Annotated in this window: 25 protein-coding genes and 1 riboswitch; of the genes, 7 read left to right on the plus strand and 18 right to left on the minus strand. The window is 65.1% G+C overall.

All coding sequences use genetic code 11. The features are described from left to right. Positions 1 to 939 (minus strand): hypothetical protein, encoded by a 939-nt coding sequence (locus ACWW36_RS06690; protein WP_456140799.1) that lies wholly within the window; start codon positions 937 to 939, stop codon positions 1 to 3. A gap of 167 nt (positions 940 to 1,106) precedes the next feature. On the opposite strand from ACWW36_RS06690, the gene ACWW36_RS06695 reads away from it, so the two are divergent. Beyond that, positions 1,107 to 1,670, plus strand: coding sequence for an XRE family transcriptional regulator (locus ACWW36_RS06695; RefSeq protein WP_456140800.1), 564 nt, complete (start codon positions 1,107 to 1,109; stop codon positions 1,668 to 1,670). On the opposite strand, the gene ACWW36_RS06700 is transcribed toward ACWW36_RS06695, so the two are convergent. Continuing rightward, positions 1,671 to 2,438, minus strand: coding sequence for a hypothetical protein (locus ACWW36_RS06700; protein ID WP_456140801.1), 768 nt, complete (start codon positions 2,436 to 2,438; stop codon positions 1,671 to 1,673). A gap of 59 nt (positions 2,439 to 2,497) precedes the next feature. Continuing rightward, a complete protein-coding gene (locus tag ACWW36_RS06705; protein WP_456140802.1) occupies positions 2,498 to 3,118 on the minus strand; it encodes a carbonic anhydrase in 621 nt (206 codons plus the stop codon). On the opposite strand from ACWW36_RS06705, the gene ACWW36_RS06710 reads away from it, so the two are divergent. Both ACWW36_RS06710 and ACWW36_RS06715 read left to right on the plus strand, forming a co-directional pair. Next, positions 3,117 to 3,992, plus strand: coding sequence for an A/G-specific adenine glycosylase (locus ACWW36_RS06710; protein ID WP_456140803.1), 876 nt, complete (start codon positions 3,117 to 3,119; stop codon positions 3,990 to 3,992). The genes ACWW36_RS06705 and ACWW36_RS06710 overlap by 2 nt on opposite strands. 9 nt (positions 3,993 to 4,001) lie before the next feature. Further along, positions 4,002 to 5,366, plus strand: a complete 1,365-nt coding sequence (locus ACWW36_RS06715) for an alpha/beta fold hydrolase (protein ID WP_456140804.1) — start codon at positions 4,002 to 4,004, stop codon at positions 5,364 to 5,366. Here ACWW36_RS06715 and ACWW36_RS06720 read toward each other — a convergent pair. Further along, positions 5,356 to 6,342, minus strand: coding sequence for a GlxA family transcriptional regulator (locus ACWW36_RS06720; RefSeq protein ID WP_456140805.1), 987 nt, complete (start codon positions 6,340 to 6,342; stop codon positions 5,356 to 5,358). The genes ACWW36_RS06715 and ACWW36_RS06720 overlap by 11 nt on opposite strands. A gap of 71 nt (positions 6,343 to 6,413) precedes the next feature. Between ACWW36_RS06720 and ACWW36_RS06725 the strand changes: the two genes are divergently transcribed. Continuing rightward, positions 6,414 to 6,668: a hypothetical protein gene (locus ACWW36_RS06725; RefSeq protein ID WP_456140806.1), complete on the plus strand. Its 255-nt coding sequence runs from the start codon at positions 6,414 to 6,416 to the stop codon at positions 6,666 to 6,668. Here the strand turns inward: ACWW36_RS06725 and ACWW36_RS06730 are convergent. After that, the gene (locus ACWW36_RS06730) at positions 6,642 to 7,406 is read right to left on the minus strand and encodes an alpha/beta fold hydrolase (protein ID WP_456140807.1); all 765 of its coding nucleotides are present in this window, start codon (positions 7,404 to 7,406) and stop codon (positions 6,642 to 6,644) included. The two genes, ACWW36_RS06725 and ACWW36_RS06730, sit on opposite strands and share 27 nt — an antisense overlap. 39 nt (positions 7,407 to 7,445) lie before the next feature. Here ACWW36_RS06730 and mhuD point away from each other — a divergent pair, with 39 nt between their 5' ends. Both mhuD and ACWW36_RS06740 read left to right on the plus strand, forming a co-directional pair. Next, on the plus strand, positions 7,446 to 7,763 hold the full coding sequence (gene mhuD, locus ACWW36_RS06735; RefSeq protein WP_325337630.1) for a mycobilin-forming heme oxygenase MhuD: 318 nt from the start codon (positions 7,446 to 7,448) through the stop codon (positions 7,761 to 7,763). Then, the gene (locus tag ACWW36_RS06740) at positions 7,738 to 9,102 is read left to right on the plus strand and encodes a serine hydrolase (protein ID WP_456142390.1); all 1,365 of its coding nucleotides are present in this window, start codon (positions 7,738 to 7,740) and stop codon (positions 9,100 to 9,102) included. Before mhuD ends, ACWW36_RS06740 begins: the two co-directional genes overlap by 26 nt. A 105-nt stretch (positions 9,103 to 9,207) precedes the next feature. On the opposite strand, the gene ACWW36_RS06745 is transcribed toward ACWW36_RS06740, so the two are convergent. The 8 genes from ACWW36_RS06745 to lysS all read right to left on the minus strand — a co-directional run bounded on the left by ACWW36_RS06745 (position 9,208) and on the right by lysS (position 16,563). Beyond that, positions 9,208 to 9,759: a histidine phosphatase family protein gene (locus tag ACWW36_RS06745; protein ID WP_456140808.1), complete on the minus strand. Its 552-nt coding sequence runs from the start codon at positions 9,757 to 9,759 to the stop codon at positions 9,208 to 9,210. Beyond that, positions 9,756 to 10,487 (minus strand): CbtA family protein, encoded by a 732-nt coding sequence (locus ACWW36_RS06750; protein ID WP_456140809.1) that lies wholly within the window; start codon positions 10,485 to 10,487, stop codon positions 9,756 to 9,758. Before ACWW36_RS06750 ends, ACWW36_RS06745 begins: the two co-directional genes overlap by 4 nt. Positions 10,488 to 10,499: 12 nt before the next feature. Beyond that, positions 10,500 to 10,643 (minus strand): CbtB domain-containing protein, encoded by a 144-nt coding sequence (locus ACWW36_RS06755; RefSeq protein ID WP_456140810.1) that lies wholly within the window; start codon positions 10,641 to 10,643, stop codon positions 10,500 to 10,502. 25 nt (positions 10,644 to 10,668) lie between these two features. Beyond that, positions 10,669 to 10,861, minus strand: a riboswitch (cobalamin riboswitch). Between the two features lie 47 nt (positions 10,862 to 10,908). Then, positions 10,909 to 11,184 (minus strand): hypothetical protein, encoded by a 276-nt coding sequence (locus ACWW36_RS06760; protein WP_456140811.1) that lies wholly within the window; start codon positions 11,182 to 11,184, stop codon positions 10,909 to 10,911. Between the two features lie 131 nt (positions 11,185 to 11,315). After that, positions 11,316 to 11,684, minus strand: a complete 369-nt coding sequence (locus tag ACWW36_RS06765; protein WP_456140812.1) for a YbjQ family protein — start codon at positions 11,682 to 11,684, stop codon at positions 11,316 to 11,318. 80 nt (positions 11,685 to 11,764) lie between these two features. Continuing rightward, positions 11,765 to 14,314 (minus strand): ATP-dependent protease ATP-binding subunit ClpC, encoded by a 2,550-nt coding sequence (gene clpC1, locus ACWW36_RS06770; protein ID WP_456140813.1) that lies wholly within the window; start codon positions 14,312 to 14,314, stop codon positions 11,765 to 11,767. Between the two features lie 276 nt (positions 14,315 to 14,590). Next, on the minus strand, positions 14,591 to 14,932 hold the full coding sequence (gene lsr2, locus ACWW36_RS06775; protein WP_456140814.1) for a histone-like nucleoid-structuring protein Lsr2: 342 nt from the start codon (positions 14,930 to 14,932) through the stop codon (positions 14,591 to 14,593). A 116-nt stretch (positions 14,933 to 15,048) separates the two neighbouring features. Continuing rightward, entirely contained in the window at positions 15,049 to 16,563 is a 1,515-nt protein-coding gene (gene lysS, locus ACWW36_RS06780; protein WP_456140815.1) for a lysine--tRNA ligase, read from the minus strand. 23 nt (positions 16,564 to 16,586) lie between these two features. Between lysS and ACWW36_RS06785 the strand changes: the two genes are divergently transcribed. Further along, entirely contained in the window at positions 16,587 to 17,810 is a 1,224-nt protein-coding gene (locus tag ACWW36_RS06785; protein WP_456140816.1) for an alanine racemase, read from the plus strand. A 4-nt stretch (positions 17,811 to 17,814) separates the two neighbouring features. Here ACWW36_RS06785 and ACWW36_RS06790 read toward each other — a convergent pair whose 3' ends face one another. The 5 genes from ACWW36_RS06790 to ACWW36_RS06810 all read right to left on the minus strand — a co-directional run bounded on the left by ACWW36_RS06790 (position 17,815) and on the right by ACWW36_RS06810 (position 22,058). After that, entirely contained in the window at positions 17,815 to 18,831 is a 1,017-nt protein-coding gene (locus tag ACWW36_RS06790; protein WP_456140817.1) for a methyltransferase, read from the minus strand. A 116-nt stretch (positions 18,832 to 18,947) separates the two neighbouring features. After that, positions 18,948 to 19,763 carry a type III pantothenate kinase gene (locus ACWW36_RS06795; RefSeq protein ID WP_456140818.1) on the minus strand — a complete coding sequence of 272 codons (816 nt, stop codon included), beginning with the start codon at positions 19,761 to 19,763 and terminating at the stop codon, positions 18,948 to 18,950. Between the two features lie 2 nt (positions 19,764 to 19,765). After that, positions 19,766 to 20,173: an aspartate 1-decarboxylase gene (gene panD / locus ACWW36_RS06800; protein ID WP_456142391.1), complete on the minus strand. Its 408-nt coding sequence runs from the start codon at positions 20,171 to 20,173 to the stop codon at positions 19,766 to 19,768. Continuing rightward, positions 20,173 to 21,117, minus strand: coding sequence for a pantoate--beta-alanine ligase (gene panC, locus ACWW36_RS06805; RefSeq protein WP_456140819.1), 945 nt, complete (start codon positions 21,115 to 21,117; stop codon positions 20,173 to 20,175). The genes panD and panC overlap by 1 nt, the downstream gene beginning before the upstream one ends. After that, the gene (locus ACWW36_RS06810) at positions 21,114 to 22,058 is read right to left on the minus strand and encodes a Rossmann-like and DUF2520 domain-containing protein (protein WP_456140820.1); all 945 of its coding nucleotides are present in this window, start codon (positions 22,056 to 22,058) and stop codon (positions 21,114 to 21,116) included. The genes panC and ACWW36_RS06810 overlap by 4 nt, the downstream gene beginning before the upstream one ends. Positions 22,059 to 22,109: the final 51 nt, after the last annotated feature.

The following is a 22,109-nucleotide window of genomic DNA, read 5'->3' on the forward strand; positions in this document are numbered from 1 at the left end:
TCAGCGCAGTTCCGTTGCGGCTCTTGTGTCGTCGAGCCCGTGTCGGACCAGCTCCCACGCGAGCCTGCGAGCTTCTGCAGCTCTTGTGAGCATGAGTCGCTGTACGGTCCGGATCGAGTCTTGCTTCGGAGTCCGGCCTTCGACGACGGCATCTTGCAATTCCTGCGCCACGCGGATCGCCATCAACGCGGCCTCGTTCACTTGGTTCAGCGCGCGATGCAGGCGATCGTCCTCAAGGAGGAGGTTGGCATTGCTGACCTCGACCGAAAAGTCGTTCACGACGCGGCTGATCTGCTCGAAGATCGGGCTCATCGCCTGCTCCCGTGAGTCGCGGTCCTCGATGCGCAGGATGCGCGCAGCCTCGTTCCACAGGTTGGCGAGCATTTGCGTGTGCCCGTTGACCGCACGTGATACCTCGATCATCGCCTGCTTCTGGAGCTGATTGATCAGGTGCATGCGCTCGTTGCAGGCCAACTCGCGTTGAGCCTCGACCTCGGCGCGGTACAACTTCTCCCGCGCTTCCATCTCGACCCGGTGCAACGCTTGGGTCATCGCCAGTTCGCGCGCGGCGCGCTCCTCAGCGGCCACCAACTCCGTGCGAAGTCGTTCTGCGGCTTCGGCGGCATGCAGGTTCGCCTGCCGCTGAATGTTGACGATCTGCCACATGCTGACCATCACGACGCAGAACACGGCGGCGCCGAAGAACCACTCGGCCTTGGACCCGATCTCTCCACGGCTGAGGAAGATGAACCACGCGATGGCGAGAAGACCTGCCGCACCGCAGGCAAACCATCCGACACCGCGCCAGCGCTGGGTCGTGCCCGAGCGAGGGGGTTGCTGGCGAATTGGCGCGACTACCGCGACAGGTTGCTCGGAGGCTCTCATGTCACCGGGTTCCGAATCCTCGGTGGCACTGGGGAATTGCGCTAGTCCGGTCACCGTCACCTCCCGTTCACCCGATGCTGCCGCCGTGCGCGTTCAGACTAGAGCCGCACGGGCGCGGCCGTCGCGCCCCCACCTCATGCCGGTGCACACGCACCGGCACGGACGGCTAGTGTCGAGCAGTATTCACCGCCACCGAATGACCGCTCGAGAATTGAGGGCCCATGGGACAACCCGCGCAGGAAGGTGATTCGTCGATCATCGTCGACCTCTCCGAGGCGGCGATGCACATGTACACAGCTGCGATCGACGCGTTGCCGTTCCCGGAGGACAAGAAGTTCCACAAGCGCGCCGATGTCGTTCTGTCCGGCATGCGGAAGTTGCGGGCCGCGCTCACCGACGCGGCAAGCACCCGCAGGCCCTCACCCGCTGTGATCGTGGCGCTCAGCAATGTACGGCGGCGTTACGACTCGCTGATGGCACACGCCGCCACTGCGCCTGGCGCGAGTTTGGGCCAGCAGATGTACGTCACGCGCGTCGAAGCCAAGCTGTCCGCACATGAGGTGGCCAACGGCGCCGGGCTTCGTGACGGTCTGCTCGACGAGCTCGAGGCGGGTGGGACGCCCAGTGACGACGAAGCGGCGAGGATCAAAGAGGCCATCGCCGCGCTCGGCGGCGTGCCCGGCACCGAACACCAACAGCAGCTTCCGGAACCTCAACATGAGGAGCCGGTGGAGTCACACGTCAACGGCTTCGACGAAGCGCTCGTCGGGGAGAACGCCGGCTAGTTAGCCGCCTTGCGGCGCGGGCACGGGTGCACCTTCGGCCGGAGGTGGTTGCTGCGCGGGAGCCGCGAGTATGAACGGCACAGGAGCGGACCGCAGGTTGCCCAGCTGGACCATCAGGTTGTAGGTGCCCGGTCCGATGGGCTGACGCGGCAACGGACATTGCGGCGCTGAGCCCATCCCCGTCCAGGTGACCTCTGTAGTCACCTGCTCACCCGGCTGGAACGTCTTGACCAACGTCTCGTTCGACGGCGCGCAGTCCAGGTTCGACCACAGGCGCGTGTTGTCCATCGAGTACACGTAAGCGGCGAGCACTGCCGCGCCGACATCACGCTGACAGGCGACCAGCCCGATGTTCGTCACGACCATGGTGAACTTCGGCTGTTCGCCGACGATGTACTGCGGCTGGTTGGTGATGCCCTTGACCGCAAGCGTGGAGTCGGGGCAGTCGTCGCCCTCTTTGAGGACCGGCGGCGGCATCACGGCCGCAGTGGGCGTGGGCGTTGGCGGCGGCACCTGCTGTGCCGGAGGAACTACGACGGGCGTCTTGATCTCGGGGTTCTCACCGGGCAGTGGCGTCGGCGCCGCGGCTTGGGTGGCCGCCGGCTTCTCTGCGACCTTCTTGTCGGGGCTCCCCGTGCTGTTCACGACCACCATCACCACGACGGCGGCGATGACGCCGATGACGAGTACCGCTATGCCCAGCGCTAAAGCCCTGCGTCGCCAGTAAATCTGCCTCGGTAGCGGGCCATGCGGTTCTAGATCCAGCACAACCTCACGGTAAGGGCAGGTCACGCCCAGTTGTCCGAGGTGACTCGGCGTGTCGCCCGTCAGCCTTCGCCGATATCGCCCAGGTGATCCCGCAACACCACCCGGCCGTCGGCTAGCTGGTAGGTCAAGCCGACGATCGCCAGCGCTCCCTCTTCGATGCGTTTGGAGATGGCCGTAGAGCGGTTGCACAGCTGAGCCCCGGTCTCGGTGACATGCCTGGCCTCGAACTCGTCGACCCTGGTCAACCCGTCGCGCCGGCCGAGCAGGATCGACGGCGTGACACGTTCGACCACGTCACGCACGTATCCTCCGGGCACGACGCCGTCGTCCAGCGCGGACAGCGTGGCCTTCACCGCGCCGCAGCTGTCGTGTCCCAGGACCACGATCAGCGGCACGTTGAGCACCGTCACCGCGTATTCAACGGAGCCGAGCACGGCGGAGTCGATGACGTGACCGGCTGTGCGCACCACGAACATGTCGCCGAGACCCTGGTCGAAGATGATCTCCGCGGCGACTCGGCTGTCGGCGCAGCCGAACACCACGGCGGTGGGCTTCTGCGCCTCGGCAAGGCTGGCGCGGTACTCGATGCTCTGGCTGGGATGTTCGGGCTTACCCGCAACGAAGCGCTCGTTACCCTCCTTGAGTGCTTTCCACGCGGTCACGGGGCTGGTGTTCGGCATGACCGACATTGTGCCGCAGTTGCTCGATTGGTATGAACGCGAGCAGCGCGACCTGCCGTGGCGACGCGAGGGGGTCACGCCGTGGCAGATCCTGGTCAGCGAGTTCATGTTGCAGCAGACGCCGGTGGCCCGTGTCGAACCGATCTGGCTGGCGTGGGTGGCACGCTGGCCGACGCCGTCGGCGACCGCCGCCGCGAGTGCGGCCGACGTGCTGCGGGCCTGGGGCAAGCTCGGGTATCCGCGGCGGGCCAAGCGGCTGCATGAATGCGCGACGGTGATCGCCACCGAACACGGTGACGTGGTGCCGTCGGACGTGGAGACGCTGTTGACGCTGCCGGGCATCGGCTCCTACACGGCCCGAGCCGTCGCATGCTTCGCGTATCAACAGCGAGTCCCCGTCGTCGACACGAACGTGCGTCGCGTGGTGGCAAGGGCCGTGCATGGACGGGCCGACGCAGCGGCATCGTCATCGTCGCGAGATCTGGACGACGTCGAGGCGTTGTTGCCGGAAGATCCTGTGGCCCCGCGGTTTTCGGTCGCATTGATGGAACTGGGGGCAACCGTGTGCACTGCGCGCTCACCGCGTTGCGGGCTCTGCCCGCTGAGCTCATGCGCGTGGCGGTCGGGTGGATTTCCGGCGGGTTCGGTGACGCGGCGGGTACAGCGGTATGCCGGCACGGACCGTCAGGTGCGCGGCCGGCTGCTGGATGTGTTGCGGGGCAACGACTCTCCGGTTTCCCGCGCGCAGCTGGACGTCGCGTGGCTGACCGACACCGCGCAGCGAGACCGTGCGCTGGACTCGTTGCTTGTCGACGGGCTGGTCGAGCAGACGCCCGATGGCCGTTTCGCTCTGGCGGGCGAGGGCGGCGACTAGCCTGAGGCTGTGGCGCAGGCTCTGCGGACTCGCTACGCCGGCTGCGGCGACATGGACATCGCCTACCAGGTCTTCGGCGAAGGCCCGGTCGATCTGCTCGTGTTGCCTGGGCCCTACGTTCCAATCGATTCGATCGACGCCGAGCCGTCGATGTACCGGTTCCATCGCCGCCTTGCGTCGTTTTCCCGGGTGGTCCGCTTCGACCAGCGCGGCATCGGCATGTCGTCGCGGCTGCCCTCGGTTGACATCATCGGGCCGGAGTTCTGGGCCGAGGACGCGATCGCGGTGATGGACGCGGTCGGCTGCGAGCAGGCGCACATCTTCGCCTCCAGCTTCAACGCCACCACTGCACTCGTCCTCGCTGCCGAACACCCCGACCGCGTGCGCGGCCTAATACTCGTCAACGCGGCCGCCCGCGTGCTGTGGGCACCCGACTACGAATGCGGCGTCAAGGGATACAGCCCCGATCAGTGGGAGGTCGCGCTGAAGCCGGACGCGGTCGAGCAGGGCTTCGATATTCTGGAGTCCATCGCGCCGACGGTCGTCGGCGACAACGCGTTCCGAGAATGGTGGGACCAGGCCGGCAACCGCGCGGCGTCACCGAGCATGGCTCGGACAGTAAGCCACGTCGTGGCCACCACCGACGTCCGCGATCGACTTTCGCGCATCACGGCGCCGACATTGATCCTGCATCGCGCGGACGCCACCTTCGTCTCGGCCGGACACGGCCGCTACCTCGCCGAGCACATCGCCGGATCGCGCTACGTCGAACTCCCAGGCGCAGATTCGCTGTATTGGGTGGGCGACACCGCGCTCATCCTCGACGAGATCGAAGAGTTCATCACCGGTGTGCGCGGCGGCTTCGACGCCGAACGCGTGCTCACCACAATAGTTTTCACCGATATCGTCGGCTCGACACGGCGCGCCGCGGAGCTCGGCGATCTAGAGTGGCACGACCTGCTCGACAACCACGACCGCATCGTCCGCCACCAACTCGGACGGTTCCGCGGTCGCGAAGTCAACACGGCAGGAGACGGATTCGTCGCGACCTTCACCAGTCCCAGCGTCGCGATCGATTGCGCGGACGCGATCGTCGACGCCGTGCGCGCACTCGGCATCGAGGTGCGCGTCGGCATTCACGCCGGCGAGGTCGAGATCCGCGGCGACGATGTCGCCGGCATGGCCGTGCATATCGGTGCGCGCGTCGCGGCACTTGCCGGTCCAAGCGAGGTGCTGGTGTCGTCGACCGTGCGCGAGATCGTCACAGGATCGCGGCGCAAGTTCATCGAGCGCGGCGAGCACGAACTCAAGGGCGTGCCCGGCCGTTGGCGGGTGTTCACGCTCGTGCGTGAGAACGCGGCAATCAGGCGGTAGCCGCGGCCTCCTCGCACGGCCCGTTACACGAGAACCGGCGCCGGTAATCTGACGGCGTCACGCCGATGATCCGGCGGAAGTGGTGGCGCAACAACGTCGCCGTGCCGAATCCCGATTTGTCGGCGATGCGGTCGACGTCGAGGTCGGTTTCCTCCAGCAGCCTGCGGGCGAAGAGCACCCGCTGATCGGTGACCCATTGCATGGGCGTGCGGCCTGTTTCCTCGACGAACCGCCGGGCGAACGTTCGCGGCGACATGTTGACCCTGCGGGCCAGCGTGGCGACCGTGAGCGGCTTGTCCAGATTGCTCAACACCCAGTCCAGGTGCGGGGCGAAACCCTCCGAACAGCGGACCGGGATCGGCTGGTCGATGTACTGACGCTGCCCGCCGTCGCGCTGTGGCGGCACCACCATCCGGCGGGCGATCTTGTTGGTCACCTCGCTGCCGAGCTCCCGCCGGACCAGGTGCAGGCACGCGTCGATGCCTGCCGCGGTGCCGGCGCTGGTGATCAGATTGCCGTCGTCGACGAACAGCACATTGCGGTCCACCTTGGCGGTCGGGTACATCCTGGCCAGTTCGTCGGCGTGCATCCAGTGCGTGGTGCACGGCCGCCCGTCGAGCAGACCCGCGGCGCCTGCCACGAACGCCCCCGAGCAGACCGTGAGGATGATCGAGCCGGAATCGGCGGCCTCACGGACGGCCTTCAACGCCTCGGGTAGATAACCGTCGTTCTGAGCGCTGATCGCGGGGATCGCCACCAGGTCCGAGCCGACGAGCCCGTCGAGGCCGCACTCCGGCGTCAGCGTGGCGCCGACGGACGTCCGGATCGGCTTGCCCGGCTCGGGTCCGCAGACCTTGAAATCGAAGTTCGGGACACCGTCGGCGGACCTGTCGATGCCGAAGACCTCGCAGATCACGCCGAACTCAAAAATCGCTAGACCGTCCAGCACCAGCGCCGATACGCTCTTAATAGCCATGGCAGCATTTTATCTCAAGGTGTCCTTCCTGCCACTGTTGGCGGGATATTTATGAGCGGAGCATTACTGCCATGACCACTGCACTGACCTTCCTCATCCTGATCTCCCCGTTCGCGGTGGCAGCGGTGCTCAGCTGGGCCGCACATCGCTCCGACTCGCTTCGCATCCGGTTCGACCAGTTCCGTTGGTCCGCGCCGATGATGGGCCGCTTATTCGAGGACGACCGCGACGGATTCCGCATTGCACACGACGTGGACGCGATCCGCACCCGTTTCGAGCACCAGCCGTTCTGGCCCGCGTCAGGCGCGATGGGCGAGCGTCGCTAGGAACGACTCGACCGCTTCCCGATAGATCTGCGGTGCGTCGTCGTGGATCAGATGACCGGCTCCGGGCACGTGCAAATACGTTGCCTGGTAGCCGGTCTCATACATTTCACGCATCTGGCCCGGCGGCGTGACGGAGTTGCCCGCCTCGATGAGCAGCGTCGGCGTCCGCACCGCCTTCCACTGCTTCCAGTAGTCGCGGGTGCCCCATTCGGCGGCGATCTCGAGCCAATAGGTCGTGTGCCCATGCAACCGCCAGCCCGTCGCGGTTCGCTCGAACGCCTCGATGAAGTACCGGCCTGCGACAGGACCGAACTCGTCGTAAACCCTTTCCTCCGAACTGAATTCGACCGGCAGCGCATGCAGCCACGGCTCCCAGGGACCCGTCGTGCGCCCCCGGAAATCGGGCGACATGTCCTCCACCACCACACCGGTGACCAGGTCCGGCTGCGTCGCGGCCAGGCACCACGAGTGCAGCGCGCCCATCGAATGACCGATCAGGACAGCAGGCCGCCCCAGCTCAGCGACCGCCTCGCCGAGATCCTCGACGAACCGCTCCGTGCTGATCGGATACGGACCGGCGATATCGCGGCCGCGATGCCACGGCGCGTCGTAGGTGTACACCGCACCGAGCCGGGTGAGCCACGGGATCTGCCGTGACCACGTGCTGCCCCGTCCCATCAGGCCGTGCACCAGCACCAGCGGCTCACCATCGCCGCCGTGCGGGCTCAGGAGTTGCATGCCGACATCATGCACATCACGGTTCGGTAACCTTGCCGCATGCCCGTCGTGAAGATCAACGCAATCGAGGTCCCGCCCGACGCCGGCCCCGAACTGGAGAAGCGGTTCGCCAACCGTGCACACGCCGTCGATAACCAGCCGGGTTTCCTCGGTTTCCAGCTGCTGCGCCCGGTCAAGGGTGAAGACCGCTACTTCGTCGTCACCCAGTGGGAGTCCGAAGAGGCGTTCCAGGCATGGGCGACCGGGCCCGCCGTTGAGGCACACGCCGGCCAGCGTGCCAACCCGGTAGCCACCGGTGCCTCGCTGCTGGAATTCGAGGTTGTGCTTGACGTTGCAGGCACCGGCGCCAAGGCGTAGCGCGGGCCGGGCGCGACGTGCGGCCGGCCTGACTATTGCTGTCCTGCTCGTCGTCGCACTGGCCGGCGGTTGCGCCAACACCGGAACGGCCCCCACGGCCGACGCCGCTTACGGCGTGCCCATCGACATCAACACGCCACAGGGCCTTCGGGCCAAGCAGACGATGGACATGATCAACTCCGACTGGCCGATCGGCACGGTCGGGGTGCGCACGATGGCCGCACCGGAGCAGGTCAACGGCATCACCAGCGCGATGGGCAATCTGTGGCTGGACCGGCCGATCACGGTTGCCGGCATCGACATCGGTGCGGGCGTCGCGACCTTGCACACGCTGAACCCCTATGGCGCGGCGCAGGACATCGAACTGCGCACCAACGCACAGGGCATGGTCGACCGGTTCGCGGTGAAACTGATGCCGCCCGTGATCAACAATTGGGCAGACATCGACACAGAGCTGAGCAAGTCGGGGGCGCGCTACTCGTATCAGGTGTCGAAGGTGACCGACGGTAAGTGTTCGACGTTGGCAGGCACCAACACCGACCTGTCGCTGCCTCTCGCTTCGATCTTCAAACTCTATGTGCTGCTTGCGGTTGCGGATGCGATCAAAGCGGGAACGGTGAGTTGGAACGACCCGCTGATCATCACCGACGAGGCCAAGGCCGTCGGCTCGGCGGGCCTCGAGGAGCTGCCCCCAGGCGCGCAAGTGTCGGTCCGCAAGGCGGCGCAGGAGATGATTTCGGCCAGCGACAACATGGCGACAGACCTGCTGATCGCGCGTCTGGGACCCGGCGCCGTCGAGCGGGCTCTGGTCGCGGCCGGGCACCACGATCCGGCAAGCATGACCCCGTTCCCGACGATGCACGAGCTGTTCTCCGTCGGCTGGGGCGAGCCGGACCTACGTGAGCAGTGGAAACATGGCTCTCCGCAGGATCGGGTCAAGCTGCTGCAGGAAACGAATTCCCGTCCGTTTCAACCGGATCCGAACCGCACGCACGCTCCTGCGTCCGATGATGGCGTCGAGTGGTACGGCAGCGCCGCCGACATCTGCCGCGTGCACGCCGCGCTGCAGGCCGCTGCGGTCGGCAAGGCCGCGCCGGTCAAGCAGATCCTTTCGGCCATACCGGGTATCGAACTGGACAAGTTGAAGTGGTCGTATATCGGCGCCAAGGGCGGAAACCTGCCGGGCGACTTGACCTTCAGCTGGTACGCGGTCGACCACAGCGGACAGCCATGGGTGGTGAGCTTCCAGTTGAACTGGCCGCATTTCTACAGTTCGACCGCGGCGAGCTGGCTGCTGTCGATCGTGCATCAGACCTTCGAGCGGATACCGGTCGCCTAGAGGCTCGACCGCAGCGTCCACGAGATCGTAGTTATCGTCGCCGCTACTCACACTTATCCACGACAACTGCAGTCTCGCCACAAATGCGAAGAAGCGACCGGTCGCCTAGAGGCTGGACCGCAGCGTCCACGCGTGCCCGCGGAAATGCATCACCGTTCGGCTTGCTGGCGCAATATCGATGCGCCAGAACGATTTTGGCGGTGCGTCAAGCGCCACCAGTATCGCCGCGCGGATAACCGCCGGATGGGTGACGGCAACCAGCCGGACGCGGCTGGCGGTCAGTGAATCCATCCACCCGCGCACCCGGCTGATCAGCTCGACGACGGACTCGCCACCGTGCGGGGCGCGCGTGGGGTCGGTCAGCCAGATCGCCAGATCGGCCGGACGCACACCGCCGAGCACGTCTCCTTTCCAGCGGCCGCAGTCCAGATCGGCCAGCCGGTTGTCGACGCTGGCGTGCAGGCCGAGCAGTTCGGCAGTCTGCCTGGTGCGCTTCTCCGGTCCGCAGTAGGCGCGTTCAGCGACGCCGAGTTCGATCGACGTGTCGACCTGACGATGGCCGACTGAGTTGAGCGGTTCGTCGGTGGGGAATCGTCCGGCCGCCATCGCATCCGTCATCGCGTGGGATACGAGGGTGAGCCGGACGACCTCGCTCACGCGGTAATGCTCTCCCGTCGTTGCGGTTCGGTGAGCAGCCGCTGTGCCATCGACGCGAACACCAGCCCGATCATCGCCCACAACACGAACTGGGTTCCCAGCGAGTACAGACGGAACTCGTAGAGCGCATCGGCGGGGAAATGGTCCGGCGTCTCGTCAATGGTCGGCAGCACCAGCATCAGGATCGAGATCGCGACGACATATGATCCGCCCGCGATCAGCGTGGCGCTCCAGCTGCCGTACCGCTTGACCAGGCCGCGGCCCAGATAGACCGCCGCCACCATCAGCGCCGCCGACAGCACGACCATCAGCAGATACAGCAGCGTGCGCTGGCGGATGGTCTCCTCCAAGCTGGCCGCCGGCGGACTGGGCGGATACTTCAGGAACGGAATCACATAGAGCGACAAGAACATTGCGCCCGCCAGGAACACCGACAGCATTCTGGGTGAGATGTTGCCGACGCGGCCGTAGGCCACGCAGTAAGCCACCGCGAACAACACGCCCATCGCGACGCCGAATGCCAGCACACCGAATCCCATGCCGACGTTGGCCTGCACACCGCGGCTGAACAATTCGACACCGTGCTCGTGACCGCCGTGGTCATGCGATTCCTCGAACGCGATAGCGCGGTCGATCACAGGCTCGACGAATGTGCGCGCGAACAGAAACGCGAGCACGCCACCAATTGCGCCAGCCAATAAGCCGCGCGCGATTATTCGTTTTTCCATACTGGGTGTCGCTCAGTGGCAGGGGAAGCCGAGCAGATGGCGAGCGTCGTGCACGAATTCGTGCACGTACATGTTGTCGCCGAACACCGACGTCGCCCCCTGGTCAAGGCCGACGAAGTACAGCACCACCAACGCGAGGAACGCCGTCAGGGACAACCACAGCGCCGCCTTGGCAATCGAGAGGTCGACGGCTGGTGCGACGGTCTTGCGGGCCTCGGGAGAGGTCATCTCATTTTCCTTTCCGGGATTTCGCGTCCCAGTTCAAGGTGATGGCGGACGTCGGGTCTGACTGTCACAGTGGCGCGACCGTTCTGGATTCTCACCAGATTCCTTCGCCCGCCGATTACAGCAGCATCGTAACTAAGACGTCTAGGCTGGCGCGTCATAACTGCCCTGTGGGATGCCACGGCGACGGGGCTCGCTAAAGCGGAAGAAAGAATCCGTTGATCCAGAGGCCCCAACTCTTGTAGTGGTCATCCCACACCACAGGGTTGCCGGGCACCCAGACCGGCTGCCGCGGCTGAGGCGGCGCCCATGCAGGTGCAGCTGCCGGAGGCTGATCGGGGCCTTGTTCGGCGGGAAGCGGCGGAGGCACGGTCGGCTCGGCATTCGCGGTGGCGGCGGCCAGGCTCATCGCCCCGGCGGTGAGGCCGCCCGCGATAGCGCAGGCAGCGAGAGCAGCTTTGATCGACCTCATGAGTTTTGGATTCCAATTCCGAGAAGCACGCGAACACTAGGGACTAACCGCATCGCTTGAAGCGTAATCCCCGTTATCGAGCAGTCCGCGCGCAGCTGTCGCTGTCCGCCGTCGAACCAGCTACGCCTTGGCTACGCGCCGCCGTATCCCAATTGCTGGGCGGTGTACTTCGCCCCGTCGGTCACGGGGACGGCCTGCACCGCGGTGCCATACGCGCAGATCTCGGTCCAGACATCGCCGAGTTCGGTGGTGTCGAAGCGCATCGCAACGATCGCGTTGCCACCGCGGGCGCGCGCCTCGGCGATCAGCCTGCCCATCGCTTCGTTGCGGCTGTCGGCGAGGTTCTTGGTCATGCCCTGCAACTCACCGCCGAACATCGACTTGAATCCGGCGCCGATTTGAGCGAACGCATTGCGGGAACGGACGGTCAGCCCGAACACCTCGCCGCAGACCCGCTGGATCTCCCATCCGGGAAGGTCGTTGGAGGTAACAATCAGCACGCACGGTCCTTTCTGCGACAAGACACGAAAAACGGGCGGCTACCCGGTGAGAGGGTAACCGCCCGTTTTCGTTGTCGTTATTACTCTGCGGCTGTCGCGCTCGGCGCGCCCGCGGCGCCAGCTTTCTCCAGTTCCGGTTCGACCGGCTTGGCCGGCTTCTTGGTCCCGGTGAACGTGAACACCGCGTCCTCGCCGGAGCCTTCGCCGTCCCAGTTGTCGACGTCGACCGTGACGAGCTGGCCAGGTCCGATCTCTTCGAAGAGGATCTTCTCGCTCAAAGCGTCCTCGATCTCGCGCTGGATCGTCCGGCGCAGAGGCCGAGCACCCAGCACCGGGTCGAACCCGCGCTTGGCGAGAAGCGACTTGGCCTTGTCCGTCAGCTCCATGGCCATGTCCTTGCCCTTGAGCTGCTTTTCCACCCGAGTGATCATCAGGTCGACCATCCGGATGATCTCGTCGCGAGTCAGCTGGTGGAAGACGATGATGTCGTCGATGCGGTTGAGGAACTCGGGCCGGAAGTGCTTCTTGAGCTCGTCGTTGACCTTCTGCTTCATCCGCTCGTAGTTGTTCTCTCCACCGCCCTGGGAGAAGCCCAGGCCGACTGCCTTCGAGATATCGGACGTGCCGAGGTTGGACGTGAAGATCAATACGGTGTTCTTGAAGTCGACCGTGCGGCCCTGGCCGTCGGTCAGGCGGCCGTCCTCGAGAACCTGCAGCAGGCTGTTGTAGATCTCCTGGTGCGCCTTCTCGATCTCGTCGAACAAGACCACGCTGAACGGCTTGCGCCGCACCTTCTCGGTGAGCTGGCCGCCCTCCTCGTAGCCGACGTAGCCCGGAGGGGCGCCGAACAGCCGCGAGGCGGTGAAGCGGTCGTGGAACTCGCCCATGTCGATCTGGATGAGCGCGTCCTGGTCGCCGAAGAGGAACTCCGCGAGCGCCTTGGACAGCTCGGTCTTACCGACACCGGACGGGCCGGCGAAGATGAACGAGCCCGACGGACGCCGGGGGTCCTTCAGCCCGGCGCGGGTGCGGCGGATCGCCTTGGAGACGGCCTTGACGGCGTCCTCCTGACCGATGATCCGCTTGTGCAGCTCGTCCTCCATGCGCAGCAGCCGAGTGGTCTCCGCCTCGGTCAGCTTGAACACGGGGATGCCGGTCCAGTTGCCAAGCACCTCGGCGATCTGCTCGTCGTCGACCTCGGCCACGACGTCGAGATCACCTGAGCGCCATTGCTTCTCGCGCTCGGCGCGCTGAGCGACCAGTTGCTTTTCCTTGTCGCGCAGGCTTGCCGCCTTCTCGAAGTCCTGCGCGTCGATCGCGGACTCCTTCTCGCGACGCGCCTCGGCGATCTTCTCGTCGAAGTCGCGCAGGTCTGGCGGAGCGGTCATCCGACGGATCCGCATCCGGGCGCCGGCCTCGTCGATCAGGTCGATCGCCTTGTCCGGCAGGAAGCGGTCGTTGATGTAGCGGTCGGCAAGGGTGGCCGCCGCGACCATCGCGGAGTCGGTGATCGAGACGCGGTGGTGCGCTTCGTAGCGGTCCCGCAGACCCTTGAGGATCTCGATGGTGTGCTCGACCGTGGGCTCGCCGACCTGAACCGGCTGGAACCGGCGCTCCAGGGCGGCGTCCTTCTCGATGTACTTGCGGTACTCGTCGAGCGTGGTGGCGCCGATGGTCTGCAGCTCGCCTCGCGCCAGCTTCGGCTTGAGGATGCTCGCGGCGTCGATCGCGCCCTCAGCGGCACCGGCACCGACCAGCGTGTGCAGCTCGTCGATGAACAGGATGATGTCGCCACGGGTGTTGATCTCCTTGAGCACCTTCTTCAGGCGCTCCTCGAAGTCACCGCGGTACCGGCTGCCGGCCACCAGCGAACCGAGGTCAAGCGTGTAGAGCTGCTTGTCCTTCAGCGTCTCGGGGACCTCGCCATGCACGATCGCCTGCGCCAGCCCTTCGACGACGGCCGTCTTGCCGACGCCGGGCTCGCCGATCAGCACCGGGTTGTTCTTGGTGCGCCGGCTCAAGACCTGCATCACCCGCTCGATTTCCTTCTCGCGGCCGATGACCGGGTCAAGCTTGCCTTCCATCGCGGCCGCGGTCAGGTTGCGGCCGAACTGGTCGAGCACCAGTGAGGTGGACGGGTTGCCCGCCTCACCGCCGCGGCCGCCGGTGCCGGCCTCCGCGGTCTCCTTGCCCTGGTATCCGCTCAGCAGCTGGATCACCTGCTGACGCACGCGCGTCAACTCGGCACCCAGCTTGACCAGAACCTGGGCCGCCACGCCTTCGCCCTCGCGAATGAGGCCGAGCAGGATGTGCTCGGTGCCGATGTAGTTGTGGCCGAGTTGCAGCGCCTCGCGCAGGCTCAGCTCCAGCACCTTCTTGGCGCGGGGGGTAAAGGGGATGTGGCCGGACGGCGCCTGCTGCCCCTGGCCGATGATCTCCTCGACCTGGCTGCGCACGCCTTCGAGCGAGATGCCCAGCGACTCCAGCGACTTGGCCGCTACGCCCTCACCCTCGTGAATAAGTCCCAACAGGATGTGCTCGGTCCCGATGTAGTTGTGGTTGAGCATCCGGGCTTCTTCTTGCGCCAGGACGACGACCCTGCGGGCACGGTCGGTGAATCTCTCAAACATCGGTGGTTACCTGCTCTCCATCAAAAGGCACTGCGCATGCACGCCGTACCCGTCACCCAAGTCTAGTGGGCGACCGCCACCCCTGCGTCGCGTGCCGGAGTTGTCGGATGAGCGGTGCGGGATGACTGTGCGTGCCTAAGGCCCTGTACCCGGCGCGCTGACATAGCAACGCCCATGTTGAGGAAAACGTTTCCGGATCCGTTGACGCGACGGGTTCGCCGCTAGCGAAAGCGGTACACGTTGTCATCCGTACGGACGACAACTGGCAACGGCCGATTACGTTGCCGCGTGGAATGCGTCGATGACGTCGGCCGGGATGCGTCCGCGGGTGGACACGTTGTGCCCGTTGCGTCGAGCCCAGTCGCGGATTGCGGCACTTTGTTCGCGATCGATCGCCGCCCGCCCCCGGCCCGATCCAGCGGAACGCCCGCGCCGACGACCGCCGACTCGGCGGCCCGCATCAACCCATTGCTTCAGGTCGTTTCGAAGCTTTGCAGCATTCTTGGAAGAAAGGTCGATCTCATAGCTCACCCCGTCGAGCCCGAATTCGACCGTCTCATCGGCGGCACCTTCACCGTCGAAATCATCGACCAAGGTGACGGTCACTTTCTTCGCCATTAGCTCACACTGACCCTTCTACGGCTGCACCTAGATGCATAGATTAGATCTCGAACCCCCGGGACCAATGTGCCATATAACTGCACACCATTCAACAAGTTCTCAATCGAAGCAGATCAGTTCATGTGTCGACGAACAATCGGGAACAAAACAGTCTCTCTAATCGACAGTCCCGTCAAAGCCATCAACAACCGATCGATACCCATTCCGGTGCCCGTAGACGGCGGCATCGCATACTCCAATGCCGCCAGAAAATCTTCGTCGAGAGCCATTGCCTCGTCGTCTCCGGCCGCCGCCGCACGCGCTTGTGCTTCGAACCTTTCGCGTTGGATTACCGGGTCGATGAGTTCCGAGTACCCGGTCGCCAACTCGATGCGCCGGACGTACAGATCCCACTTCTCGGTGACGCCGTCAATGCTGCGGTGAGGCGCCGTGAGCGGCGTCGTCTCCACCGGAAAGTCACGCACGAATGTCGGTGCCCACAGCTTGTTACCGACCGTGTGCTCCCATAGTTCTTCGACCAATTTGCCGTGCCCGTAACCGCGGTCGCGCGGAATCTCAACGCCCAGACGGTCAGCAATCCGCCATAACTCATCCGCGGGTGTCTGCGGCGTGATCTGTTCTCCGAGAGCCTCGGACAGCGACGGATACATTTGTATCGAGTCCCATTCGCCGTCCAGATCGTAGATGGTGCCATCAGGCAGTGGCAGCTTTCTGGTACCGATCGCGTCGTCGGCAACCTCCTGAATAAGTTCGCGCGTCACGGTGGCGGAATCGTCGTAGGTGCCGTACGCCTGATATGTCTCCAACATCGCAAATTCTGGTGAATGTGTGGAATCCGCACCTTCGTTTCGGAACACGCGATTCAACTCGAAGACCTTGTCGAAACCGCCCACCAAGCAACGCTTTAGGAAAAGTTCCGGTGCGATGCGAAGGTACAGGTCCGCATCGAGTGCATTGGAGTGCGTTACGAACGGGCGCGCGGCGGCGCCACCGGCGAGCGTCTGAAGCATTGGCGTTTCGACTTCGAGAAAACCGCGTCTGTGAAGCGCATCTCGCACCGCGCGCACCACGGCCACGCGTTGACGAGCAATGGTGCGCGCCTCGGGACGCACGATCAGATCGACATAGCGCTGCCGCACCCGAGACTCTTCGGTCATCTCTTTATGAGCGACGGGAAGCGGCCGCAAGGCTTTTGAAATAATTTGCCAAGAATCCGCAAGCACAGACAGTTCGCCGCGTCGCGAGCTGATCACCTCACCGTGGACGTAAACGATGTCACCCAGGTCGACGTCGGATTTCCAAGCGTCAAGCGATTCCTGGCCGACGCCGTTAAGGCTGACCATCACTTGCAGCTGAGTGCCGTCGCCTTCCTGCAGAGTGGCGAAACACAGCTTTCCGGAATTGCGGGCGAACATCACCCGGCCTGCGACACCGACGATCTGCCCGGTTTCGGTGTTGGCCGCGAGTTCCGGATAGGCCTGCCGAATCTCGGCGAGGGTATGGGTGCGGGCAACCTCGATCGGGTATGGCTCGCGTCCCTCGGCAAGCAGCCTTTCCCGCTTGGCCTGACGGATCCGGAACTGTTCGGGAACGTCGGACTCGGAGTTGGGCTGATCAGGAGAGGTCACGACCCGCCAGCTTAAATCAATACATGGCCGCACCCATCAACGCGGCGGCGCTGGCCGCCCTGGCCGACGAACCGCTGGACTGGCGCTTCAAGGGAATGCCGGCGTCGTGGTGGGGCCGCACCCCGGCGCAGATCTGTGCTTCGGCGCCCAATCTGCTCGATGAGGGGGCAGTCGGGCCGGTCTGCGTGCTGCGCTCCGACGCGCTGACGCACAACCTCAGCGCGATGGCGAACTGGTGTCGTGACCGCGGAGTCGAGCTGGCGCCGCACGGCAAGACGCACATGGCGCCACAGTTGTTTGCACGTCAGCTCGCCGCCGGCGCGTGCGCGATCACGGCGGCGACCGTCAGCCAGGTCAGGGTGTGTCGGGCGTTCGGCGTGCGCGACGTGGTGTTGGCCAATGAATTGGTGGATGCGGCCGGACTGCATTGGCTGGCCGCTGAACTCGATGCTCATCCGGATTTTCGTCTGGTGTGTTGGGTCGATTCGGTTCGCGGTGTGGAGCTGATGACCGATGCGCTGTCGGCCGCGGGGGCGCAGAGGCAGGTCGACGTCTGCGTCGAGGTGGGGTTGGCCGGCGGGCGCACCGGATGCCGCGGACCAGCGACCGTCGACGAAGTCGCGCAGGCCGCTGCGGCTTCGCCCCGGCTGCGGCTGGTCGGCGTGGCCGGGTACGAGGCCGCCCTCGGACACGACGTGACACCGGACGCGCTGGCGGTCGTCACCGGCTATCTACGTGAGATGCGCGCTGCGGCGCTGCGACTGGGCCCGTTGTTCGAGACGGACCGCGTCATCGTGACGGCCGGTGGCAGCACGTACTTCGACGCGGTCGCAGATGTCCTGACGGGCGACTGGCGCACGATCGTGCGTAGCGGGGCGTATCTGACGCACGACCACGGCCTCTACGCGCGCACGTCGCCGCTCCGCGATGTGCTTCGACCCGCGCTGCAGGTGTGGGCGCAGGTGGTGTCGCGCCCCGACCCAGAGCTTGCGGTGCTGACGATGGGCCGGCGCGACGTGTCGTTCGATCAGGATCTGCCCGTACCGCTGAGTCTGCCCGGCAGCGTCGTCACCAAGGTGAACGATCAGCACGCCTACCTTCGCTTGGGTCCGGCTGACCGCGCCGGGGTCGGCGATTGGTTGGGCTTCGGCATCTCGCACCCGTGCACCGTGTTCGACAAGTGGCAGCTCATCCCGGAGCTGGACGCCGACGACCGAGTGGTCGGCTTGATTCGCACGTTCTTCTAACGGCCTATTTGATACCGACAACCATGGATTCACCGGCGGTCAATTGTTCAACATAGCTATCACTGAAGCCGGCCTCGGCCATCCAGCCGCGGCAATCCGCGCCTGTGTAGTCGAAACCCTCGGACGTTTCGATGAGCATGTTGAGGCTCATCATCAGGCCGAAGACGTTCCCTCGCCGATCATCGTCGATGACCGCGTCGTAGGCGATCAGTGCGCCGCCCTCGGGAAGCGCGTCATATGCCTTCTTGATCAACATCTTCTTCTCGGTCAGATCCCAATCGTGGAGGATGTGCCCCATGATGAGGACGTCGGCATTCGGGAACGGCTCGGCGAAGAAGTCATGACTTCGAAACCGTAGCCTGTCCGATAAACCATGTCCGGCAACGTATTCGGTGAAAACCGGCTCCAGCGGCGGCAGGTCGGTGCCTCCGCCGGTAAGGTGCGCGAACCTCTGCGCTATCTGCACGGGCACATTGCCCTGCGCGGTGCCGATGTCCATGAATGTCTGATACTTGTGCCAGGGAAACTTCGAGGCGATCGCGATCGCGGAACCCATGCTCACGGCGGTCATCGCCTGTGCGAAGTCGCGCAGCCGAGCCGGGTCCGAATAGAGCACGCCGAAAAAGTCGTCACCCCGTTTGGCCTCATTCTGAGGTTCCCCGGTACGCAGGCCATCCGTCAGATTTCCCCAGAACACGTACAGGCGCTTATTCGCCATCTCAAGGAGGCCACCTGCATAAGACGGCTTCGCCTTGTCCAGAAACGCATCGACGTCGGCGGCATTGGAATAGGTACCTCCGTCGCGCTCGAGCATGCGAAGGGCCACAAGCGCATCGAAGAAGTCCAGGGCACTCCGCTCGTGGATGCCGATCCGCTGCCGCAACTCGTCGGCATTCAGCGGCGCCTTCGCCAGCTCCGTGAAGACTCCCAGCTCGATCGCGCTCATCAGGGTCTTCGACTGCCAGAAAGCCAACCCCATGTCAAGAATCCGCCCCGGATCGAGCGGCACTGCACCAGTCACGGCAATCCCCTCCCACTAGCCTCCCTTGGGATCAGTGTGGGGGAATCATGCAGTGATCGTTTGGTTTTGGCAGACGGAACCCACTAGGGCGAAGTTGTGATCGAAAACAAACGCGCTTAGCGGGCCTGCTTGAGGCGACCGCGCTGGCTGTCGCGGTTGCGCTCGAACACCAGCCGCAGGCCGTCCAGCGTCAGGTGCTCGTCGTAATGCCCGACCGTACGCATATCGGGCAGCAGCAGCGGCGCGGTGTGTCCGGTCGCGACCACGGCGACGTCGTCGCCGGCGAACCCGTCGACGTCGTCGCGAATGCGCTGCACCAAACCGTCGACCAGCCCGGCGAATCCGAACACCGCGCCGGCCTGCATGCACTCGACGGTGTTCTTGCCGACGACCGATCGCGGCCTGGTCAGTTCGACCCTTCGCAGCGCCGCAGACCGGGTTGCGGCGGCATCCGAGGACACCTCGACGCCGGGAGCGATTGCACCACCGAGGAATTCGCCTTTGGCGGATACCACATCGACACATATGGACGAACCGAAGTCGACGACGATCGCCGCAGAGCCGTATTTGTGGTAGGCAGCCAGGCAGTTGACGATCCGGTCGGCACCAACCTCTTTCGGGTTGTCGACCAGTAGCGGAATGCCGGTGCGCACCCCAGGCTCGATCAGCACGTGCGGCACCGACGGCCAATACTGCTGGAGCATTTCGCGCAGCTCGTGCATGACCGACGGCACCGTCGACAAGCCCGCCGCGCCGGTCAACCGCTCGGAGTCATCGCCGATGAGCCCGTCGATCGTGAGGGCCAGTTCGTCGGCGGTCACCTCCGATTCGGTTCGAATCCTCCACTGCTGAACCACTTTTGCATGGTCGCCGGTACCCGACACCAGCCCCATGACGGTGTGGGTGTTGCGGACATCGATCGCAAGAAGCACGACTACCGCGGCGACATCAGCTCGGCCGCATCCGCCGGCACATGGGCGGGATCGGTCCCGAGGTCGATCTGCTTGTTGTCGGCGTCGACGAACACCACACGCGGCTGATACGTCCGTGCTTCGGCGTCCTCCATCGTGCCGTAGGCGATCAGGATCACCAGATCACCGGGATGCACCAGATGCGCGGCGGCACCGTTGATGCCGATCACGCCGCTGCCGCGCTCGCCGGTGATCGCATAGGTGACCAGCCGTGCGCCGTTGTCGATGTCGACGATGGTGACCTGCTCGCCCTCGAGCAGATCCGCGGCGTCCATCAGGTCTGCGTCGATGGTCACGGAGCCGACGTAGTGCAGGTCGGCCTGAGTAACGGTGGCACGGTGGATCTTCGATTTGAGCATCGTACGTAACATCAATTCCTCCAGGGTAATTCGTGACTTTCGTCCGATCCGACTCGTGGGTGTCCGTCGGTACCGGCGGTTGCTCCGATGTCAATGGCGATGTTGTCCAAAAGCCTTGTGGCGCCCAGCCGCGCGGCTACCAACATCCGGGCGATGCCTTCGGGCGGCGGCGGCCCCAGCATGGTGTCCCGCACCTGCAGGTAGTCGATTTCGATGGCGGGCACCTCGTCGAGCACCGCGCGAGCCGCGTCCAGTGCAGCCGACGTGCCGCCCGATGCGGCGTACATCCCCGCCAGCAGCGCAGCCGACAGTGCGCCTGCCTGGTCGCGCTCGTCCTCGTTGAGGTAGCGATTGCGTGAGGACATGGCCAGCCCGTCGGGCTCGCGCACGATCGGCACCCCGACGATTTGTACGTCGACGTTGAGGTCGGTGACCATCTGCCGGATGAGCACGAGCTGCTGGTAGTCCTTCTCGCCGAAGAAGGCCCGGTCCGGGTGCACGATCTGCAGCAGTTTGAGCACGACCGTCAGCACGCCTACGAAATGTGTTGGACGAGAAGCACCTTCGAGTTCCTCGCCAAGCGGACCGGGATGTACCGAGGTGCGGGTGCCGTCGGGATACATATCGGAAGCGGTCGGGGTGAACGCGATTTCGACTCCCTCCGCATGCAGCGCGGCCAAGTCGTCGTCGAGTGTGCGCGGGTACGCGTCGAGGTCCTCTCCCGCGCCGAACTGCAACGGGTTGACGAAGATCGACACCACCACGACCGCACCTTGTACGCGTTTGGCCGTCCTGATCAGGGTGAGATGGCCCTCGTGCAGAGCGCCCATCGTCGGCACCAGCATCACCCGCCGGCCGGTCGTGCGCAGCGCCCGTGTGACGTCGGAGACATCACTCGGGCTGGAGTAGACGTTCAGCTCGCCGGCGATGAACTTCGGCGCTCTGCGACCGATCATTTCTGTCCCGCTCCCCGGCTCGCGCGTGGGCCCACACCAAGTACGGCCAGCACGTCATCGGATGCATGCGCGCGTTGCGCGGTGCGTAGCGAGTTCGCCCGATATGCCTGTGCCAGTTCGGAATCCACCTCGGCAAGCGCCTGCAGGTGACCGGCCACCGCGGCCGCGTCGCCACGGGCGACAGGACCGGTCAAGGCCGCTTGGCCGCGCGCAAGCGCATTTTCCAGCGATGCGCGGGCAAGCGGACCGATCACCCGCTCCGCGATGCCGCCCGGCGCCTCGCCGACCAATTCCTGCCCGAGTAGTTCCTGCCCCCACAGCGCCGACCGCAGCGCCTCGACGGCATCGAGTAGCACGGTGACGAGGTGATTGCTCGCATGGGCCAGCGCCGCGTGGTACAGCGTGCGGGCGTCTTCGCGGACCCGGAACGGCTCTCCGCCGATTTCCAGCACCAACGACTGGGCGATCGCATACCCGACCTCGTCGGCGGCGGTGATGCCGAAGCAAGTGTCGGCGAGACGTTCGATGTCCTCGTCAGAGCCGGTGAACGTCATCGCGGGGTGGATGGCCAGCGGGATGCAGCCCTGCTCGGTCAGCGGGGCCAGCACGCCGATCCCGTTGGCTCCGGAGGTGTGGGCGACGATGGTGCCCGGCCGCACCGCGCGTGTCGCCGCCAGGCCCGATACCAGCGAGGTCAGTTCGGCGTCGGGAACCGCGAGCAGCAACAGTTCGGCGCGGCCAGCCACTTCGTCGACGGGCAACACGGCGGTGTCGGGTAGCCGCCGCTCGGCGCGCTGCCGTGACGCATGCGAGACGGCGCTGCACGCGACGACGACATGGTCGGCACGCTCGAGCGCCACACCTAGCGCAGTACCCACTCGACCAGCGGAAATGATGCCGATCGTGAGCCGCGCCGGGCGCAGTCCGTCGACATGCTCCATTGCAGACGACCTCACAGGTTCGTGGTTTCGTTTCGTTCCGGTCCTGCGTTG

The sequence above is a fragment of the Mycobacterium sp. MMS18-G62 genome (genome assembly GCF_053877835.1).

Excerpts from the sequence above, each read along its gene's own strand:
- panC (WP_456140819.1), bottom strand. The coding sequence starts at position 21,117 with ATGATCGGTCGCAGAGCGCCGAAGTTCATCGCCGGCGAGCTGAACGTC.
- ACWW36_RS06810 (WP_456140820.1), bottom strand. The coding sequence starts at position 22,058 with ATGGAGCATGTCGACGGACTGCGCCCGGCGCGGCTCACGATCGGCATC.
- ACWW36_RS06695 (WP_456140800.1), top strand. The coding sequence starts at position 1,107 with ATGGGACAACCCGCGCAGGAAGGTGATTCGTCGATCATCGTCGACCTC.
- ACWW36_RS06750 (WP_456140809.1), bottom strand. The coding sequence starts at position 10,487 with ATGGAAAAACGAATAATCGCGCGCGGCTTATTGGCTGGCGCAATTGGT.
- ACWW36_RS06760 (WP_456140811.1), bottom strand. The coding sequence starts at position 11,184 with ATGAGGTCGATCAAAGCTGCTCTCGCTGCCTGCGCTATCGCGGGCGGC.
- ACWW36_RS06785 (WP_456140816.1), top strand. The coding sequence starts at position 16,587 with ATGGCCGCACCCATCAACGCGGCGGCGCTGGCCGCCCTGGCCGACGAA.
- panD (WP_456142391.1), bottom strand. The coding sequence starts at position 20,173 with ATGTTACGTACGATGCTCAAATCGAAGATCCACCGTGCCACCGTTACT.
- lsr2 (WP_456140814.1), bottom strand. The coding sequence starts at position 14,932 with ATGGCGAAGAAAGTGACCGTCACCTTGGTCGATGATTTCGACGGTGAA.
- ACWW36_RS06705 (WP_456140802.1), bottom strand. The coding sequence starts at position 3,118 with ATGCCGAACACCAGCCCCGTGACCGCGTGGAAAGCACTCAAGGAGGGT.
- mhuD (WP_325337630.1), top strand. The coding sequence starts at position 7,446 with ATGCCCGTCGTGAAGATCAACGCAATCGAGGTCCCGCCCGACGCCGGC.
- ACWW36_RS06725 (WP_456140806.1), top strand. The coding sequence starts at position 6,414 with ATGACCACTGCACTGACCTTCCTCATCCTGATCTCCCCGTTCGCGGTG.
- ACWW36_RS06720 (WP_456140805.1), bottom strand. The coding sequence starts at position 6,342 with ATGGCTATTAAGAGCGTATCGGCGCTGGTGCTGGACGGTCTAGCGATT.
- clpC1 (WP_456140813.1), bottom strand. The coding sequence starts at position 14,314 with ATGTTTGAGAGATTCACCGACCGTGCCCGCAGGGTCGTCGTCCTGGCG.
- ACWW36_RS06730 (WP_456140807.1), bottom strand. The coding sequence starts at position 7,406 with ATGCAACTCCTGAGCCCGCACGGCGGCGATGGTGAGCCGCTGGTGCTG.
- ACWW36_RS06710 (WP_456140803.1), top strand. The coding sequence starts at position 3,117 with ATGACCGACATTGTGCCGCAGTTGCTCGATTGGTATGAACGCGAGCAG.